18 protein-coding genes and 3 pseudogenes are annotated in these 16,040 nt (G+C 46.1%); 15 read left to right on the top strand and 6 right to left on the bottom strand.

Annotated elements, in window-relative coordinates:
- From AYW79_RS15860 to AYW79_RS09585, 4 genes and pseudogenes are all read left to right on the top strand, one after another.
- Positions 1-272: pseudogene (locus tag AYW79_RS15860) on the top strand (hypothetical protein); the annotation flags it as partial.
- Positions 273-279: 7 nt separating this feature from the next.
- A complete protein-coding gene (locus tag AYW79_RS09575; protein WP_067564933.1) occupies positions 280-1,353 on the top strand; it encodes a hypothetical protein in 1,074 nt (357 codons plus the stop codon).
- Between the two features lie 14 nt (positions 1,354-1,367).
- A complete protein-coding gene (locus AYW79_RS09580) occupies positions 1,368-1,976 on the top strand; it encodes a hypothetical protein (protein WP_067564936.1) in 609 nt (202 codons plus the stop codon).
- Positions 1,977-2,246: 270 nt separating this feature from the next.
- Positions 2,247-2,837, top strand: a complete 591-nt coding sequence (locus tag AYW79_RS09585; protein ID WP_143216106.1) for an A24 family peptidase — start codon at positions 2,247-2,249, stop codon at positions 2,835-2,837.
- A gap of 193 nt (positions 2,838-3,030) precedes the next feature.
- Here AYW79_RS09585 and AYW79_RS16090 read toward each other — a convergent pair.
- Positions 3,031-3,286, bottom strand: a pseudogene (locus tag AYW79_RS16090) (transposase); the annotation flags it as partial.
- A gap of 4 nt (positions 3,287-3,290) precedes the next feature.
- On the opposite strand from AYW79_RS16090, the pseudogene AYW79_RS09595 reads away from it, so the two are divergent.
- A pseudogene (locus AYW79_RS09595) lies at positions 3,291-3,713 on the top strand (transposase); the annotation flags it as partial.
- Positions 3,714-4,048: 335 nt separating this feature from the next.
- Positions 4,049-4,840, top strand: a complete 792-nt coding sequence (locus AYW79_RS09600; protein ID WP_143216107.1) for a sulfite exporter TauE/SafE family protein — start codon at positions 4,049-4,051, stop codon at positions 4,838-4,840.
- 102 nt (positions 4,841-4,942) lie between these two features.
- Here AYW79_RS09600 and AYW79_RS09605 read toward each other — a convergent pair whose 3' ends face one another.
- The 3 genes from AYW79_RS09605 to AYW79_RS09615 are packed head-to-tail and all read right to left on the bottom strand — an operon-like array spanning position 4,943 to position 7,955.
- On the bottom strand, positions 4,943-6,118 hold the full coding sequence (locus AYW79_RS09605) for a multicopper oxidase family protein (protein WP_067564940.1): 1,176 nt from the start codon (positions 6,116-6,118) through the stop codon (positions 4,943-4,945).
- A gap of 47 nt (positions 6,119-6,165) precedes the next feature.
- Positions 6,166-7,266: a sensor histidine kinase gene (locus tag AYW79_RS09610; RefSeq protein WP_067564941.1), complete on the bottom strand. Its 1,101-nt coding sequence runs from the start codon at positions 7,264-7,266 to the stop codon at positions 6,166-6,168.
- Entirely contained in the window at positions 7,263-7,955 is a 693-nt protein-coding gene (locus AYW79_RS09615) for a response regulator transcription factor (RefSeq protein ID WP_197460982.1), read from the bottom strand. Before AYW79_RS09615 ends, AYW79_RS09610 begins: the two co-directional genes overlap by 4 nt.
- Before the next feature lie 163 nt (positions 7,956-8,118).
- On the opposite strand from AYW79_RS09615, the gene AYW79_RS09620 reads away from it, so the two are divergent.
- From AYW79_RS09620 to AYW79_RS09660, 9 genes are all read left to right on the top strand, one after another.
- Positions 8,119-8,298: a hypothetical protein gene (locus tag AYW79_RS09620; protein ID WP_067564942.1), complete on the top strand. Its 180-nt coding sequence runs from the start codon at positions 8,119-8,121 to the stop codon at positions 8,296-8,298.
- A 101-nt stretch (positions 8,299-8,399) separates the two neighbouring features.
- Entirely contained in the window at positions 8,400-8,783 is a 384-nt protein-coding gene (locus AYW79_RS09625) for a hypothetical protein (RefSeq protein ID WP_067564944.1), read from the top strand.
- 100 nt (positions 8,784-8,883) lie between these two features.
- Complete coding sequence (locus AYW79_RS09630; RefSeq protein WP_067711235.1) at positions 8,884-9,306, top strand: BlaI/MecI/CopY family transcriptional regulator; 423 nt, start codon at positions 8,884-8,886, stop codon at positions 9,304-9,306.
- A gap of 101 nt (positions 9,307-9,407) precedes the next feature.
- Positions 9,408-10,163, top strand: coding sequence for a M56 family metallopeptidase (locus tag AYW79_RS09635; protein ID WP_269449283.1), 756 nt, complete (start codon positions 9,408-9,410; stop codon positions 10,161-10,163).
- A gap of 28 nt (positions 10,164-10,191) precedes the next feature.
- On the top strand, positions 10,192-10,719 hold the full coding sequence (locus tag AYW79_RS09640; protein ID WP_067564948.1) for a TlpA family protein disulfide reductase: 528 nt from the start codon (positions 10,192-10,194) through the stop codon (positions 10,717-10,719).
- 12 nt (positions 10,720-10,731) lie between these two features.
- Complete coding sequence (locus AYW79_RS09645) at positions 10,732-11,451, top strand: prolipoprotein diacylglyceryl transferase family protein (RefSeq protein ID WP_079289931.1); 720 nt, start codon at positions 10,732-10,734, stop codon at positions 11,449-11,451.
- A gap of 2 nt (positions 11,452-11,453) precedes the next feature.
- Entirely contained in the window at positions 11,454-12,164 is a 711-nt protein-coding gene (locus AYW79_RS09650; protein ID WP_067564951.1) for a cytochrome c biogenesis CcdA family protein, read from the top strand.
- A gap of 66 nt (positions 12,165-12,230) precedes the next feature.
- The gene (locus tag AYW79_RS09655; RefSeq protein ID WP_067564953.1) at positions 12,231-12,974 is read left to right on the top strand and encodes a DUF4396 domain-containing protein; all 744 of its coding nucleotides are present in this window, start codon (positions 12,231-12,233) and stop codon (positions 12,972-12,974) included.
- A gap of 171 nt (positions 12,975-13,145) precedes the next feature.
- A complete protein-coding gene (locus AYW79_RS09660) occupies positions 13,146-13,994 on the top strand; it encodes a M15 family metallopeptidase (protein ID WP_179123007.1) in 849 nt (282 codons plus the stop codon).
- 43 nt (positions 13,995-14,037) lie between these two features.
- Here the strand turns inward: AYW79_RS09660 and AYW79_RS09665 are convergent, their stop codons facing one another.
- Positions 14,038-15,261 carry a redoxin domain-containing protein gene (locus AYW79_RS09665; protein WP_067564955.1) on the bottom strand — a complete coding sequence of 408 codons (1,224 nt, stop codon included), beginning with the start codon at positions 15,259-15,261 and terminating at the stop codon, positions 14,038-14,040.
- Positions 15,262-15,299: 38 nt separating this feature from the next.
- The gene (locus tag AYW79_RS09670; RefSeq protein ID WP_082806736.1) at positions 15,300-16,001 is read right to left on the bottom strand and encodes a cytochrome c biogenesis CcdA family protein; all 702 of its coding nucleotides are present in this window, start codon (positions 15,999-16,001) and stop codon (positions 15,300-15,302) included.
- Positions 16,002-16,040 lie beyond the last annotated feature (39 nt).

Here is a 16,040-nt window from a genome sequence, read left to right on the forward strand (position 1 = left end):
CACAGGCAGCGTGGTCACTCACAGGCCCGGTGAATGCCGCCGCGACCGAGGTGTTCGATGAAGAGGTGAACGACATGCATTTGGCGCAGGTGTTTTCGAACCTGTCGCTGGAAACCAGCATCAGCGGCAATCAGGTGACGGTTACCGTCCGCGGGGATTTTTTGCCGCTCTTTTTGCAGACAGCGGCCGCGCGCGTGCCGGAACTTCGGTCGATGGCGGTGCCGATGAAGGCTGTGGTCCCGGTGGACGATCCGGTCGTGGGAAAGGGGTGAAGAAGAGATGGAACGAGAAACGCGCATGCTTCTGTGGACGCTGTTCGCGGTCGGTGTTCTGACGGTGGGGCTAATGCCTGCCGCTTTTGGCTCGTTCAATCACGCGGTGGCCATCGGCGTGAAGTCCAACAACGATATGGCACAGGCCCTGTGGGGGCAGTCTCCACCGTTGTCACCGACAGAGAACACCTGGCTGACGAACACGAATGTCCCGATCCTCCCAGGCGCCGACACTACACATGTCGACTCCGTGTCCTGGAACACATCCACGTGGGGACCGAAAATCGTGATCTCCGGTTACGGTTTTGGGAATCCACCAACGGCGAGTCAGACGGTGCTGCTCATCCAGGATACCCGTCGCGGATGGACGGCAGCGGATGGGTCTTCTTTTTTGGTTCAACCGACAATCACGTCCTGGAAAAATGACCGGATTGTCGTGGACGGATTTGACAGATACGGGGTAACGGGTGTCTCAAATGGATCGGCCGGGCAAGGTAGCGAGGTCTTTGCGCCGGGGGATCCGATCACCGTGTCAGTGACAAATCCGCAGACAGGCAGTAGTGGATCGTTTCAAACGCAGTATCCCATGAGTGCACCCATGCCGATGGTGACCTTGAATCCTCTCCAAAGTCTCATGGTGGGTCAATCTGAACTGCTGAGCGGTAGGGTGTCTTTGAAAGGGACAGGGTTAGCCGATCAAGCCGTGACGCTGTCGGCCGCTGGCGGGCAGATTCGTCCGCACGTTGTCGTAACCGATCGTCAGGGAATTTTCACCGCCACCTTCACCGCGCCGGGAACGGGCGGCACGGAGTCGGTGATGGCAAGCTGCGATGGGGGAATGGGTACGGCCTTCGTCACCGTGCGCGCGTTTACCGTGACGCTGTCGGCGGTGGGCGATCCGACGGACAACCAGGTCACACTCACGGCGACGGTCAATCAACCGCTGCGTGGCGCCACGCTGCGCATCCACAATCGGACGACGGGTCAGATCGTTGCACAAACCGACCAAGGGACAACGCTCTCGACGCGCATCACGATGCAACCGGACATCAGCCAAACCTTTGTGGCGCAAATCGATTGAAGGGGGTATCCGAAATGTTCAGATGGAAAAGCGCATTCGTGGGTGTGGCATCACTCTTTTTCGCACCGTCCCCTTTCGCATGGGCGGCGATGGCAAACAGCAACCCGGTGACCATCACGGGTGGCTACGATAGGATCGTGCAAACTGAAAAATGGGAACAGATCGGTACGACACAGCAAGCGTACACCTACCAAGCCGATGTGACGACGGTCCAAAGTAAACGGGTGCAGACGGGGACCACCACACGGATGTTTCAAATTGGAACCAAGCAACAGGAAATCGATTCAATCACCAGACGCTATCTAATAGGCACGCAGCGCGTGCAAACCGGCACGACTTCAATCTGTGACGGCGAATGGATGTACGATGTCCATCTCCGACGCTATGAATGCTCCGGCGGTATGATCCAGAAGCCTGTGTACAAAACGGTTCCCGTTTATCGCACGGAGACAATTCCTTTGTATCAAACGGTGCCTGTCTATCGCACGCAAACGATTCCGATCTTTACGATTGAATCGGTACCGGTGACTCGCGTGGAGACCTTCACTGGGTATCGAAACGTACCCGAATATGGTTGGGTTACCGTGAACACCGAGCAGTGGGTGCCTGTTGTGATTCAATAACGAGCGATGTCAACAAGGAAAAAAGTGGTTTCCAGTTGGAGGGGCGTTGTTCGGTGCTCAGACGACACGTGGCGGTGAACTGAAAAAAATACGCATGCATTATCCAACTCACAAACCTTTCGCACCAAGACACGGCGTTCCCCGGAGACGTTGATTTTATCGAGCGCAGCTTGACGAATCAGACGTTTGTCACAGAAACGGCCACGGATGCGATGCCGGGAGACGTTATGAGGGATCGATGGAAACGGTCGGTGGCATTTGGATTTCGCAATGTCACGCTGCCGGGTATCACGGGTGCCTGTCTGTACGGCTGTCCGAAGTGGACAAATCATTGATGAAGTGGGAGAGATCCGTTTCGCGGATGGGGGTGGAGGCTTGTATTCGGAGTGGGGTAAGGAAGCATGGTTCGGGTTGGGGATGGCTCACGGAGCGTGGGTATGGATCGCGTTCCTTGTCTTTGCGCTAGTTGCAGCGTGGTTTGACATCCGGGAACGGCGGATTCCCAATTGGCTAAACCTGATTGGATTGGTGTTCTTCTTGGTGTGGCACGTCGGCAGTGGTTCGGGAGAGGCGGCGGTTTTCGCCTTCGTTTGCACCGGGCTGTTACTCCTTATTCCGACGCTTCTTGGACTCTGGGGGCAGGGAGACTGGAAGATGGCCATGGTTTGCGGGGCAGCACTCGGAGTGCTGCCCACGCTGTTCATATGGTGGATGGCATTGCTGCTCGCCAAGATCTACAGTACAGCAGCGAAAAAACACAGGGTACGATGGACAAAAATATGCGCCAATGCGGGCCTGCCCGTGGCGGTCTTCGTTCTGGTGGCGGCGATTTCCTTCTTTGCAGTTATATTCATTTTCTGAGAGGAGTATGGTTGCATCTTTTGGTTCGCGTTGTGGAAAGAGACCTCTTTATATGATTGACAGAAGCGTCCAATCGGTATTTGAACCTCAGTGCTCTGGAGGAATATTCGCCCACTACAGTAGGGAGTGTCGTACGGCACAAAATGGCCAACCCGGTTTTCTTTCGGATGATTAAAGAGAGTAGACAGGATTGGCGACAAAAAAGGAACCGTAATTTCCTTTCCAGGTTCATCACCAGCAGTTGAAGGGTAATCACCGTCGCGCTCGTGTTTGCCAGTCGTGCCTTCATAAGACCAAGCCCGTAGATTCTCTTGCCCTCGCCAAATTTCCCTTCGACAGCATTGCGATCCGCCGCATCAAGCTTCGCCTGTCGTTTCTGTATCTTTGCGCTCTTTCTTTGCAGGCCATCCAAACGCCGGTCCATTCCATCGAATCCCGTGTGTTTTGCAGAAGCTGATGTCTGAAATACAGCAGCAGGTGCGGACGATTTTAACGGCACCTGATGAGGAGACGGCAAGAACGCTGCTAAACCGAGTGCTCCAAGAATATGGAGAGAAGGCACCCAAGGCGGTCAAGGTGTTGGAAGAAGGATTTGAAGATGCAAAGGCAGTATTGGCGTTACCCGAATCGTTGCATCGGAAGTTGCGGACGACGAACAGCGTGGAACGGTTAAACGAAGAGATTCGCCGTCGTGAGCGAGTGATTCGCATCTTTCCCAATCGAGAATTTACACTTCGTTTGCTAGGAGCGTTGCTGATGGGGATCGATGAGGGATGGTCGTCCCATCGAAAATACCTCGACATGGATGCGTATGCTTCGTGGTGCAAGGAGCAGCAGGAGAAATTGAGGCAGAAGGCCGAGACGTGGGCATCATGAAGCTTTCACCTTGCGCTTGGGTGTCCCGTCTGGCCGGACAAACCAAACCGCATCCATGCAAGGGTGGAGCCACACGAATCGCAAGATGAACGGAAGAGCTTCAAGTCGTCGGAAGGCGATGAAAGGACAAGAGCCCCTTTGGACAGAGGAAAAACGAAATTACACACAATTACGGACTTGACCCTGCGTGCTTTCGCGTTCTTATATCTTCATATGGACAATGGATTGATCTCACATTATTGACAGAAAAACATCGCTCACCTATGATACCCTGGTAGGTATTTGCGGAGATTGAATTCGTTCGACAAAATTTTATACGTAGGGGAGATTATCTCGTGAATATTCATTTAACCGACGTACAGATTGTACTCTCTATATTTTCCGGCGGTCTTGTTGGGTTTACTCTCGGATTGATCGGAGGTGGAGGTTCAATCCTTGCTGTTCCACTGCTCTTATACGTTGTTGGCATTCATGATGCACATATTGTTATTGGAACCACAGCGCTTGCGGTTGCCGTTAATGCGTTTATTAATCTTATCCCACATTGGCGTAAGAATCATGTTCGATGGAATGCAGCAATTTTATTTGCAATACCAGGTGCTATCGGTGCAGTGATCGGTTCGGTGATTGGCAAAAGGCTCGATGGTAAAGCTTTGCTATTTTTGTTTGCTGTTCTCATGTTGGTCATTGCGGTAAAGATGCTACGGACAAAACAGTCGGATCAAACAGATGAAAAAGTACATGAAATTAAATTTCTTCGCACGATCGCGACTGGAGCCACTACGGGAGTCGTTTCTGGTTTCTTTGGAATTGGTGGGGGATTCTTGATTGTTCCAGGGCTAATGTATGCGACGAGTATGTCAATGATCGATGCCATTGGAAGCTCTCTTTTCTCTGTTGGAACTTTCGGGCTAACAACGGCGATATCGTATTCGATTTCTGGCATGATTGATTGGTGGGTTTTTATTCTCTACGTTCTCGGGGGAATTGTTGGCGGCGTTTTGGGAACCATGCTATCGAGTCGACTTGGACAGAACAAGAGAACCTTACAGGTTGTATTTTCATCAATCATCATGATCGTCGCTATCTACATGCTATATGACAATCTAATAATCCTTAAATGGTGATCTTAAGTTAACTTCTAAATCGTCATTCATTTTTTGTGTTATTTCTAGGTCAATTGAAGACCATGCTACTTCCGTTTAATGGAAGTAGCATGAATTGTGACGTTACATCCCGCTCATATTCCCAATGGCATTGGGCATTCTCGACTTGTCAGTACTTGATTTCTGCAGTGGATAATAGGGTTTTCCGTTCGATTTTACGTATTGTAAGATAGACATCATACCTGCTTCTTGTCCGTTGATCCCCATCGTGTGATGGGGTAAGTGACAATGTAATGGCCAATTCCCAGGATTATTAGCAGTTAGTAAGATGTCATAAGTCTCACCTGGAGCCACATTCACAGTGTTTTCCTGATACTGGGCAGTCTTCGGAATTTCGTTTCCATCTTTGGATATAATCGTAAAATTGTGACCGTGCAAATGAATGGGATGATTTTCCATGCTCAAGTTGGCGAGACGAATCAATACACGATCCCCCTTTTTTACAGTTAAAGGCGCTGTTGCCGGGTACTGTTTTCCATTGAATGTAAATACATTCCAACTCATGCTTTCTGGATTAATATCATAGTTCCCAGCGGGCACTTGACCTTCACCAAAGGTCATAGTATTAGAGTTTGATGAACCCATTGGCATTCTGTTCTGCTTTGTTCCTGTTTTTTGTAAGCTCCACTCTTGCAGCAGCAGCGTATAATCGTGTTGTATCGATTTTCCCATAAATGTATCTCTTCCACGTTTAGGGAGGGAAATAAAGACCCCGTCTAATCCCATCATCTCTTGAATCGCAGGATTCAAATGGGAGTGATACATGAAAGTCCCAACTTGATTCACCTTAAATTGGTAACTGAAGCTCTTACCCGGTAGAATCGCGGGGGATGGCTCTATGCCTGGCACGCCATCCATGGAATTCGGAACGTTTAGCCCATGCCAGTGCACACTCGTTGGGACTGGCAAACGATTTGATACTAAGACACGGATCGTGTCACCCTGATGAACAACGATGGTAGGGCCAGGAGTGCCACCGTTATATCCCCATGCATTCATGAAAACACCTTTTGATACCTCTTGTTTAACCTTCTCCGCGGTTAAGTGGAAGACTTTTACTCCTTGATCGACGGTATATGAGGCGTTTGAGACATTTGGGGAGACAGGATGTGTGGTTGCCCTGGGTATTGCCATATTCAATCGTTCTGATTGTGCTGAACTTATTTGCCAAACACTAAATCCGGATATTGCAAGGAGTGCCGACGCGGCGAGGATTTGCCGAGTGAATTTTCTTGGCATTCAGATTGTCCACCTTTCTGAGAATATAAGGATACTCTACAAATGAATTATGAAAAACTGACGAAGGTAGATAACACTTTTGGCAAAATGACGGTCGCGATGGTACCGATCCCCAACTGACTCTCTATTTGCAAGCTGCCATTTGAATCGATAATGATTTCTTTAGCGATAGCAAGTCCCAATCCTGTTCCACCTGTCTTACGATCCCGAGAAGACTCGACACGATAGAACCGTTCACAGATATAGGGCAGATCTTTCATCGGGATGCCGATGCCTGTATCCCGAATGGTTGTCTTTATATCGCGGGAAGTTACTTCTACCTTTACTTCGATCGAATGATGGGGGAGTGTATATTTGTATGCATTATCCAATAAGTTTACAAATACCTGAAGTAATTGATCTGCATCTGTCAGAACGTACTGATCAACAGGTAGTATGCCAACGTGAAAGATAATTTTCTTTTCTTCAATAATAGCTTTTACATGTTCAATCGCTAAATGTAAACAGTTCGAGATGTTGACGGGTACCTTAGCACGCATCGTTGGCTGGGTTTGAATCATACTCCTTTCAAGATCGAGCACCATTTTCTCGAACCGCGTTACTTCTGCCATGAGTAAGGCAAAGCGCTCTGGTGTAGGCATCCAGACGCCATCGATGATAGCTGCGAGGCTTGCCTTCAAGGCTGTTAGTGGTGTGCGGAGTTCATGTGAGACATCTTGGATAAGTCGCTCTCGGAGATTTGCTTGTTGAGCCAATTGTTGTGACATATGGTTGAGTGTAGATGAGAGATAAGTGATCTCGTTGTGACTGTTGCTGGGATTGCTATTGTGGAAAAAGTGTCCTTTTGCCAATGCTTCAGCCTGCTCGATCAACGTTCTCAGAGGGTATGTTAAACGCTTTGATAGCCACCAGGATATCGCGAAGGTCAAAATTACGATGACAATGGCCATCGAAATGAGAGTTTGACTTAAGGCGATCGTGAGATGCCTTACGAGCATTGTAATGATTTCAGTGTGGCGGGTTTGACCATTAAGAAAAGACCGAAAGTGGTTTGTAGCGACAATTCTGATGACAATTGCGTTCATAACAGTCATGGATAGAGTGATCGCAAGAAATGAAATAAGCAGTCTACTCTGTAATGGTTTCACAATGGTTTAACCTCGAATCGATAGCCTACTCCGTAAACCGTATGCACATATCTTGGTTGCCGAGGATTTTCTTCTAGCTTTTGCCGCAATGTTTTTATAAATGCATCAATGGTGCGAAGATCACCTTCGTACTGAAAACCAAATGCGCGCACCACGAGTTCGTCCCGTGTCCAAACACGCCCTGGATGTCGAGCTAGCGTAACGAGCAGATCATATTCTCGCGATGTAAGTGAAAGTTCCTCTCCGCGAGCGAAGACTTTATGCCGTTCATCGTCGATGATTAATTTACCATCGTCCCATTCGATAGAATATGCCAACAATCGATGTTCCTCCGTGCGACGTAGAACCGTTTTAACGCGTGTGATGAGTTCCCTTGGGTCAAATGGCTTGATCAAATAATCATCCGCTCCAAGCGACAATCCTCGAATTCGTGAGTTTATAGAAGATTTTGCCGTTACCATAATCACTGCTACATCGGATTGTGCGCGAATGGTTTTACATAAGTCTTCCCCAGAATGGTCAGGAAGCATGAGATCAAGGATAACGAGATCTGGTTTATAAAGTATAAATTGCCGCATGCATTCTACGCCATTCGTAGCAGTCACGACTTGATACCCTGCTTTTTCTAAGTAGGATTGAATCACATCGATAATCACAATTTCATCATCTACGACAAGTATTTTTTGCAAGATCGTTATCGCTCGCCTTCTTTTGTTTGGGAAAATAAGGAGAAATACATCGCTGCATGGTAGCGCAGGACTCGACACATCACACTACATAGTGTAGTGTGATGTGTGAGGGACATCAAATCGTGAGGTGAGTATAGCATGACAGATTTTTTGCGCCATTTGTTTGGAGAAGGGCACCACGGCCGTCACGAAGAAGAGCGCCACGGCCATCATGAAGAAGAGCGCCACGGTCATCATGAAGAAGAGCGCCATGGCCATCATGAAGAAGAGCGCCATGGCCATCATGGAGAAGGGCATGGAATTTTGGGCAACATTTTCCGACCATGAAATGATGGCTGCATGAGATTAGGATCAATTAACGTATGACGAAAGTTGAAACTTTTCGAAAGGACTGTGGCAAGTCCCACTACCGCACGACATAGTGTAGTGATGGGGGTGGGACTTGTGAGTTTTTTTGCCTTAATTACGTTTGTGGCAGGAATATTTCTTTATTCTCGGTCGAGACGATCAAAGTATCGAAATTATCATGGAATGTCTGTTGAAATGATGATTTCCATGACTGTTCCATTTGCGATAGCGGTTCTCACAGAATCAGTCTTTAAGAATGAAATCTTAGCTATCTTGGTGGCTGTTATAGGTACTCTGATTTTGACGATGATTGAGAAAAGGGTACTGCGCATCGAAGAAATAGGTGAACGTACGATTTCATCTGTCATGAGTGCTATGATGGCTTCGATGATGGTTGGAATGTCTGATGTGATTGTTGTGAATTTTATTCTCATTGCATTGTCTGTCGTCTCTATATTGGTCGGTAAACTGATTGCTTGAAAAGATGAAAAATGGAATCAATTTTTTCATGGTAACCGATTTTTTTAACTCAAAGAACATTTCACAATAGGAAAATGAACTGGGAAGTGGGAGGAAGACCATGTGGAAGAATGGAGAACTACAAGCTTTCCATTTACGTGAACAAGGACTTCAACGCGTTTTGGGACCACTAGAAGCAGATGTCATGGAAATATTGTGGAGAATAAAAAGTGGAACTGCTCGGGAAGTCCTGATGGAATTGGAACATAAACGTCCTTTTGCCTTTAATACTGTGATGACGATCTTAAAAAGGCTCTGTGAGAAGGAACTTCTTATGCGAATAGATGAAGGTGTCGCTCGTTTTTCTCCTTGCGTCACAAAAGATGAGCTACTTAGAAGGGTATCTCAAAATGTTTCAGATTGTTTGGTGGAGGAATTTGGGGAATTGGCCATTGTTCATTTTGTCGATAGCGTTTCGCGACGCGATCCTGATCTCTTAACTGAGTTACGTCGCATTCTGAATGTTTCACAGCATGAAGAGTGAAAGCAAATCATCACAACGTCCTTTTAGTGGGGTTTTGGCTTTTTATTATCTGGCTCTTGTTGAGCATCGTAATTCTTCTGAGTCCTTTTCTTATAAATTGGGTGAGGCATGTCTCATCCTTTGCAGCGTATTGCATAATTTGGTTAAACCAAGGGATTCAGTACTCATCGGAGAATGGTTTTGGAGCCGTCGTTTTGTTGCTAGTCGCTCAAGGAGCAATCCTATTTATGGTTATTCTACAGAGGATTCGCGCAGCGAAACTGATGGGGCGTTTAAGTTTTAGTGTTCCACCTGAATCGGTTTCTCAGTTTGCAAAAGAGCACAGTATGGAAAATAGGTTGTCGTACACTCAATCGAAGCAGATTTTTTCATTTACATCAGGATTTTTCCATCCGCGAATCGTGATTTCACAAGGGATGGTCGAATTACTTAATGAGAAGCAACTTCACGCTGTCTTACTTCATGAGCGGATGCATGCGATTGGACACCATCCGCTTCTGTTGGCATTAGCTCGCTCATTCGCAAAGGTTTTTTGGTTTTTTCCGATTGTCGGTGAAATTGTACGGCAATACCAAATACTGTTGGAACTTGATGCAGATCAGTTTGCCATTCGTCATGTGGGAAAAGAACACCTTGCTGCAGCACTTCTTGCTGTAATGGAAGTCGATTTGAAACACGTACATGTTCATGAGGTCGCTTGGAATGGCTTTGATGATTTCATGAGACCACGCGTATATCAACTGATTGGACAAGAAGCAAGGCGCGACGTAAAACGCAAGTGGATGATCCGATCAACGATTCAATCAGGGACGTCTTTCCTTTTGTTTATTCTACTTTTAGTAGCTTCTTGTTTGTGATCACTTTTAAAGTAAGGAGAAAATGGTGATGCGATTTCATTCGATTCGGATTTGGATAGTGGCTGTACTTATCCTTGTGATGATTTTAGTTGTAATCGTGAATCAGGTAAAGGGAAATCCAGCAACGTTACCTGAACCCGGATATCAAGCCCCTCCCTTTCGATTAATGACTTTTAATGGGGGTACACGGTCATTATCACAATATCGAGGAAAGGACGTATTTATAAATTTTTGGGCATCTTGGTGCCCGCCCTGTCAGGCAGAGACTCCTGATTTGGTAAGGATGTATCGTCAATATGGGAAGCAAGTTGTTTTTCTTGGTATCAATTTAACAGGGAGTGACACCGTGCAGTCGGCGAAGGGATTCATTCAGTATTATCACATTCCTTATACAGTCTTAGAGGATCCCAAAGATGTTATAGCTAAAAAATACGACGTTATTGCAATTCCGACGAGTCTTTTTATAAACGGTAGGGGGATCATTGTAAACCGTGTAACTGGGGGTATGTCTAAAGCGATGATGCAGGAAAATTTCAAGGCACTGATTAACCATTGATTAGAGGTGTGAATGGATATGCTTGCATTGCTCGGAGGTTTCACGATAGGAGAAATTACCATTCCTTATGCATGGATCGGTGTTTTTCTCGGTGTTTATTTAGGTACACAGTTTATGAAATGGCATGTTCAGCGCACATCGATTCAACAAGGTCAACAAATAAGCGAACTTCTCTTTTCTATTGTTTTGGTGGGGGTTCTGGGATGGAAGTTTTCCAATCTCTTGCTTAATCCAATGGATGCCATTCGCAATCCATTGTCAATGTTGGCGATTCCAGGAAGCACCTATGCAGGAGAGGCAGGTCTTCTCGTTGCGCTCACCTATGGTTCCTATAAGTGGTGGAGACTCAAACTCATCTGGCGTTCTGTCATCGATATTTGGCCAATCGGACTTGTAGCGGGTGGTGCAGTTACGGAGTTGTTTTGGTTATCTCTAGGTAAGACTACCCATTTGCCTTGGGGCGTTCATGCCTATGGTCAAGTATATCAACCCACAAATTTTTATGAGTCTATGGTGCTATGGGTTTCTCTTGCTATCGTCTGGAAGATGCGCGTTAGGAATAAAGGAAGTTGGTTACTTATATTTGTTGGAATTGGATCTCTTCTCGTATCGATTACAACTGTAAATACGTGGGTAATCATCGGATTAAGTCCTGGGCAATGGGTGGCTTTAGTGCTTGCATTGCTCGGAATAATCAGTGTACGAGAAAATGATCGGAGGCAGATCGTGTGAATATGGTCCCGTCCATTTGGCTCGCATTCATAGCCGGCCTGGTGTCTTTTATTTCACCCTGTTGTCTTCCGCTTTACCCATCGTATATTTCCTACATCTCTGGGGTTTCTTACGGAGCCTATCAAAAAGGGAATATCCCTTCAGAAATTCGAAAACGGGCATTATCGCACGCAGTCTTCTTTGTGCTTGGTTTTTCTGTCATTTTTGTAGCGCTCGGCGCCTCGGCAAGCCTTCTTGGTCTGTTGTTTGCACAATATCGATCGGTGCTTAGCCAAGTTGGAGGTGTCATTGTAATTGTCATGGGGCTATTTCTCATGGGAGTTATTAAACCGGGATTCCTGATGAGAGAACTTAAGTGGCACGTGGATTCCAAACCGCAAGGTTTTCTCGGTGCATTTGTCATTGGGATGAGCTTTTCTGCAGGATGGACACCATGTATTGGTCCAATTTTGGCATCAGTCATTACTGTTGCTGCGACCAATCAGTTAAATGGTGCACTTCTCATGCTTTTTTATACGGTTGGATTTGCCATACCATTTCTTATTTTGGCTTATACACTTGGTTCCGTTCGAAAATTGCATACATACAGTTATCGTGTTAATCAGATTGGCGGAGGAATTATGGTATTCATGGGCATTTTATTGGCAACGGGACAGCTGACGTTAATCATTAAGTGGTTGATTGGGCTATATCACGGGTACATTGGCATGTAACGTATAGGCGATCCTCTTAAAGGGTATATTATGATTCTTCAAAAATCATAGAAATGAGGATTAAAAATGCAAATTTTCTCTTTAACATGGATCGTAATCTCAGTCTGTTGTACGTTCTGGTTGGTGAAAGATCTTCGCCACCAACCGGAAATCATGTCCATGATGAAAATCGCATGGATATTAATTACGCTTTACCTCGGATTCATCGGAATTTGGCTATACCACCGTAGTTGTCGCGAGCCAGAACCGGGCACTCACGATGCATTTGTTGCGCCGATGTGGAAGCAGTCGGTAGGTTCTGTCATGCATTGCGTAGCTGGTGACGCGTTAGGGATTGTCGCTGCATCGACTGTTGCGACTTGGTTAAGGTTACCCGAGTCTCAGAGCATGGTGGTTGAGTACATCGCTGGCTTTTTAATGGGATGGCTGTTTTTCCAAACGATTCCTATGATGAAAATGAACGGAACAACATTTAAACATGAATTGAAAACTGCCTTTTTTGCGGAATTTTTATCATTGACCTTTATGGTGATTGGCATGTTTCCGACGATGGCGTACTTCATGAGGATTTGGCATGTCATGTCTGCTGTAGATCTTCGATTCTGGCTGATCATGTCGATTAGCATTTTGATTGGATCGATTGTAACGTATCCAATCAATTGGTGGATGGTTCGCCGTGGAATGAAACACGGAATGGGTAGTTCACATGTATTGGGACATGGCGGAAATCATGGTCTTCATCAGGAAGTGCACACTTCGGAACATGACAAGGATGTCGCTGTTCATCATAAGTTGTCGCATAAGCACTAATACGAATTCTATCTTTTTGCAGCGGCGCACCTGACAATACTTGATACTTCGGTTATGCACTTTTTTCGATCGTGAGGATCGATCATTGAATCAATATACGATGCTTTCTGAACACAAAATTGCTTGGATCATTGTAGAGTTTTGGCTATAGTCATTGTGGAGGCGTTCATTTTGCGGTTTGTTCGTAAAAAACGGTGGATTATCATTTTTGCGCTGGTGGTCGTTACCGTTATAGGGTATCATCGTTCTCTTTCTCGCTTGATAGAAAACCACGTTTTGCTTGGATTACAAAAAGCGGTTTCGATTCAAAGTTCCAAAAAGGAGGGGCAAGGGGTAGCCAGTAAATCGATTCGAACTCATACGAAATCGAGTGGAACAGTACATTCCAATTTATTTGGCTCATTGCAAACTGTCAGAGATCCATCGAGTCAATTGGTTCTTGTAAATAAAGAAAATCGCTTGCCCAGTGGGTATGTACCGAGTGATCTTGTTGTCCCGAGTGTACCATTTCTGTACGGTGCGCGAGATGCTGAGTTTCATTTAATGAGGAAAGTAGCGGCACTTGCGCTAGCGAGAATGTTTGCTGCCGCAAAGCAAGATGGCGTCTTTATGGATGGAGTTTCCGCCTATCGGTCGTATGCGACACAAGCATCCCTTTTTGCACAGTATGTTCAACAGTATGGAAAATTGGCGGCAGAGCAATTTAGCGCGCTGCCTGGAGAGAGTGAACATGAGACTGGTCTTGCCATTGATGTCTCTGGAAGCAGTGGACGTTGCGCTGTTCAAAGTTGCTTTTCAAAGACCCCGCAAGCCATCTGGTTACAAAAACATGCGGCGACATATGGATTTATCATTCGATATCCTAAAGGAAAACAAGCGATAACGGGTTATGAATATGAACCATGGCATATTCGTTATGTGGGAATTCTTCCTGCAAAATATATCGTGGGGCATAATATAACGTTTGAACAGTACGTAGCCATGATGAATGGTAAGACTCAACCGAATTCATCACTTTGAACCCCTCGGCGAGTCTTGCCATATCAGTCCGTGAAACGGAGTATTATTTCGACAAGCCTTTTGACATGTTTGCCTGTAGGTTTGATGTAAGGTTTGAAAAAGAGATTAATCCTTGATGATACCAAAGGATGTGCCCGGTACCAGATACTAAAACTTGTGTGGGAATCCCTGTGATCCCGTACAAGTCACTCACGCTGCCAGTCGCGTCTAAAGCAACTGGGTATTGAAGATGGTTTGTGACCATGTATTGTTTTACATGTAGCGTCGATGGCTCAGATTGTCGCAGATCTACGGCGAAAAGAGTAGGCCATGTGGGATGTCTTTTTGTCCATTGCGCATACTTTTGTAACGTTGGTGTTTCCATTTGGCAATCTGGACACCACGTTGCAAAAAACTCGAGCAGTGTAGAATGCCCAGTGTGGCCGATTGAAATATTTCGCGTCGTCGGTAGTCCAGACTTGTTGGGAAAAAGTGTTGGAAGCGTAAATGCGCGATCTACAGCTGAGGAAGGTCCAAGTGAGCTTGGAAGATACTCTAGCTGTCGTGCGGGCGCGAATTGAGAAGGGCTTACATGTCCAGGCAAGAGGGGAGCAATGTGGTTTTCGATCTCCTGTACTTGGGCAGAAATCGTCGATGCTTGAGGATCTGTACTGTTTAGGTACAGCCATTTTTCATGACCTTTTGCGTCGATGACAAAAACGGCCGCGATGTGTTCTACAAGATTGCCGTGAAGGATTTGACTTGAGACGTAGTAATTTTTCCAAACGTTTTGCAAGGAATCGGTAGGGCCTGTGAGGTACTGCCACTCATGGAGCATCCCATGCGAAGATGACCAATCATAGACGTCTTTTACCTTGGTTGCGATCGGGTTTGCATTGACCGCAACCAACTGTACATTTTTTCGATACGGACCAAGATCATACATGAGATTTTTTAATACGACTGCAGTAAGCGGGCATACTGTGGTGCATTTGCTATCAATAAATGTCAAAACAACAATTTTACCCCTATAATTCTTTAGAGAGATCGATTTTCCAAATTGATTGGTCAGTGTGAAGTTGGGGGCCATTTTGTTTCCAAGTGACGCTCCAGGATCGACATTTGGATTGGATGCAGGGTTATTCGTATTTGGAGTAGCCGTATTTGACTTGGGAATAGGGTGGATATTTGATACAAACCGCCAAGTAAAGAAGGTAATGGCGAGAAGAAAAAGAATCGTTACAAATGCAATCGTGATTTCAATCAAATGCTTTATGGATCGATTCAAAATGATAAACTCCTTTCGCTTGACCCTCTCGCGATCTTTTATAAGCCTGTAATAAGCAGACCGCGAGGGCCTTCCAGCCAGTACCACAATAAATAAAGTCCTGCGAAGATCATTACGATCGCACTCAACTTCTGGATATAAGGAAGCGCGAATCGAATAAAAACCTCAACCGTTTGCCGAGCTGTTGTGGCAAGTATGGATAGGATGGTGATCACAATCCCCATCCCAATACTGTAAGCTAAAAATGAGATAATCCCGTTACTGAATCCCGTAACGAATCCCTGGGATGCCACGCTGACAAAAACGGGTAAACTACAGCTCAGGGATGCAATGCCAAATGCGATTCCAAAGGCGAAAAAAGAACCGGAGGAACCTCGCGCAAAGAGTCCTTCAAGGCGAGTGGTTAGTTTCCCTGTGTGGAATCCAAGATAAAGGTTGCCACGCCAAACATAGAAGGCCATGATAAACAAGAGTATGGCTAAGAGAATCGACAGTATGGGTGCTGCGCCAAAAAGCCACTGACCTAGGGTAGAGACCAGGAGACCCGCAACCCCGAACATGAGGATAAACCCTAAGGTCATGAGCATTCCGGCACGCAAGCCGTCCATCCATCCCCACCTTGGCCTATGAATTCGACCAGAGAGCAAGTACATGAGGTAAGAAGGAAGAAGTGCAATACCACATGGATTAAAAGCGGTAACCATGCCTGCAGTACCAGAAATCAGCCATGAAATAGGCAAGATTTTACCTCCTGAAATGATTCGAAAACAGAATTGTTG

It is taken from the genome of Ferroacidibacillus organovorans (genome assembly GCF_001642725.1).
GTDB lineage: Bacteria > Bacillota > Bacilli > Alicyclobacillales > SLC66 > Ferroacidibacillus > Ferroacidibacillus organovorans.

What these genes read in the sequence shown, in the direction of transcription:
- AYW79_RS09575 (WP_067564933.1), top strand. Translation starts at nt 280, where the DNA reads ATGGAACGAGAAACGCGCATGCTTCTGTGGACGCTGTTCGCGGTCGGT.
- AYW79_RS09580 (WP_067564936.1), top strand. Translation starts at nt 1,368, where the DNA reads ATGTTCAGATGGAAAAGCGCATTCGTGGGTGTGGCATCACTCTTTTTC.
- AYW79_RS09585 (WP_143216106.1), top strand. Translation starts at nt 2,247, where the DNA reads ATGTCACGCTGCCGGGTATCACGGGTGCCTGTCTGTACGGCTGTCCGA.
- AYW79_RS09605 (WP_067564940.1), bottom strand. Translation starts at nt 6,118, where the DNA reads ATGCCAAGAAAATTCACTCGGCAAATCCTCGCCGCGTCGGCACTCCTT.
- AYW79_RS09630 (WP_067711235.1), top strand. Translation starts at nt 8,884, where the DNA reads ATGTGGAAGAATGGAGAACTACAAGCTTTCCATTTACGTGAACAAGGA.
- AYW79_RS09640 (WP_067564948.1), top strand. Translation starts at nt 10,192, where the DNA reads ATGCGATTTCATTCGATTCGGATTTGGATAGTGGCTGTACTTATCCTT.
- AYW79_RS09645 (WP_079289931.1), top strand. Translation starts at nt 10,732, where the DNA reads ATGGATATGCTTGCATTGCTCGGAGGTTTCACGATAGGAGAAATTACC.
- AYW79_RS09650 (WP_067564951.1), top strand. Translation starts at nt 11,454, where the DNA reads ATGGTCCCGTCCATTTGGCTCGCATTCATAGCCGGCCTGGTGTCTTTT.
- AYW79_RS09655 (WP_067564953.1), top strand. Translation starts at nt 12,231, where the DNA reads ATGCAAATTTTCTCTTTAACATGGATCGTAATCTCAGTCTGTTGTACG.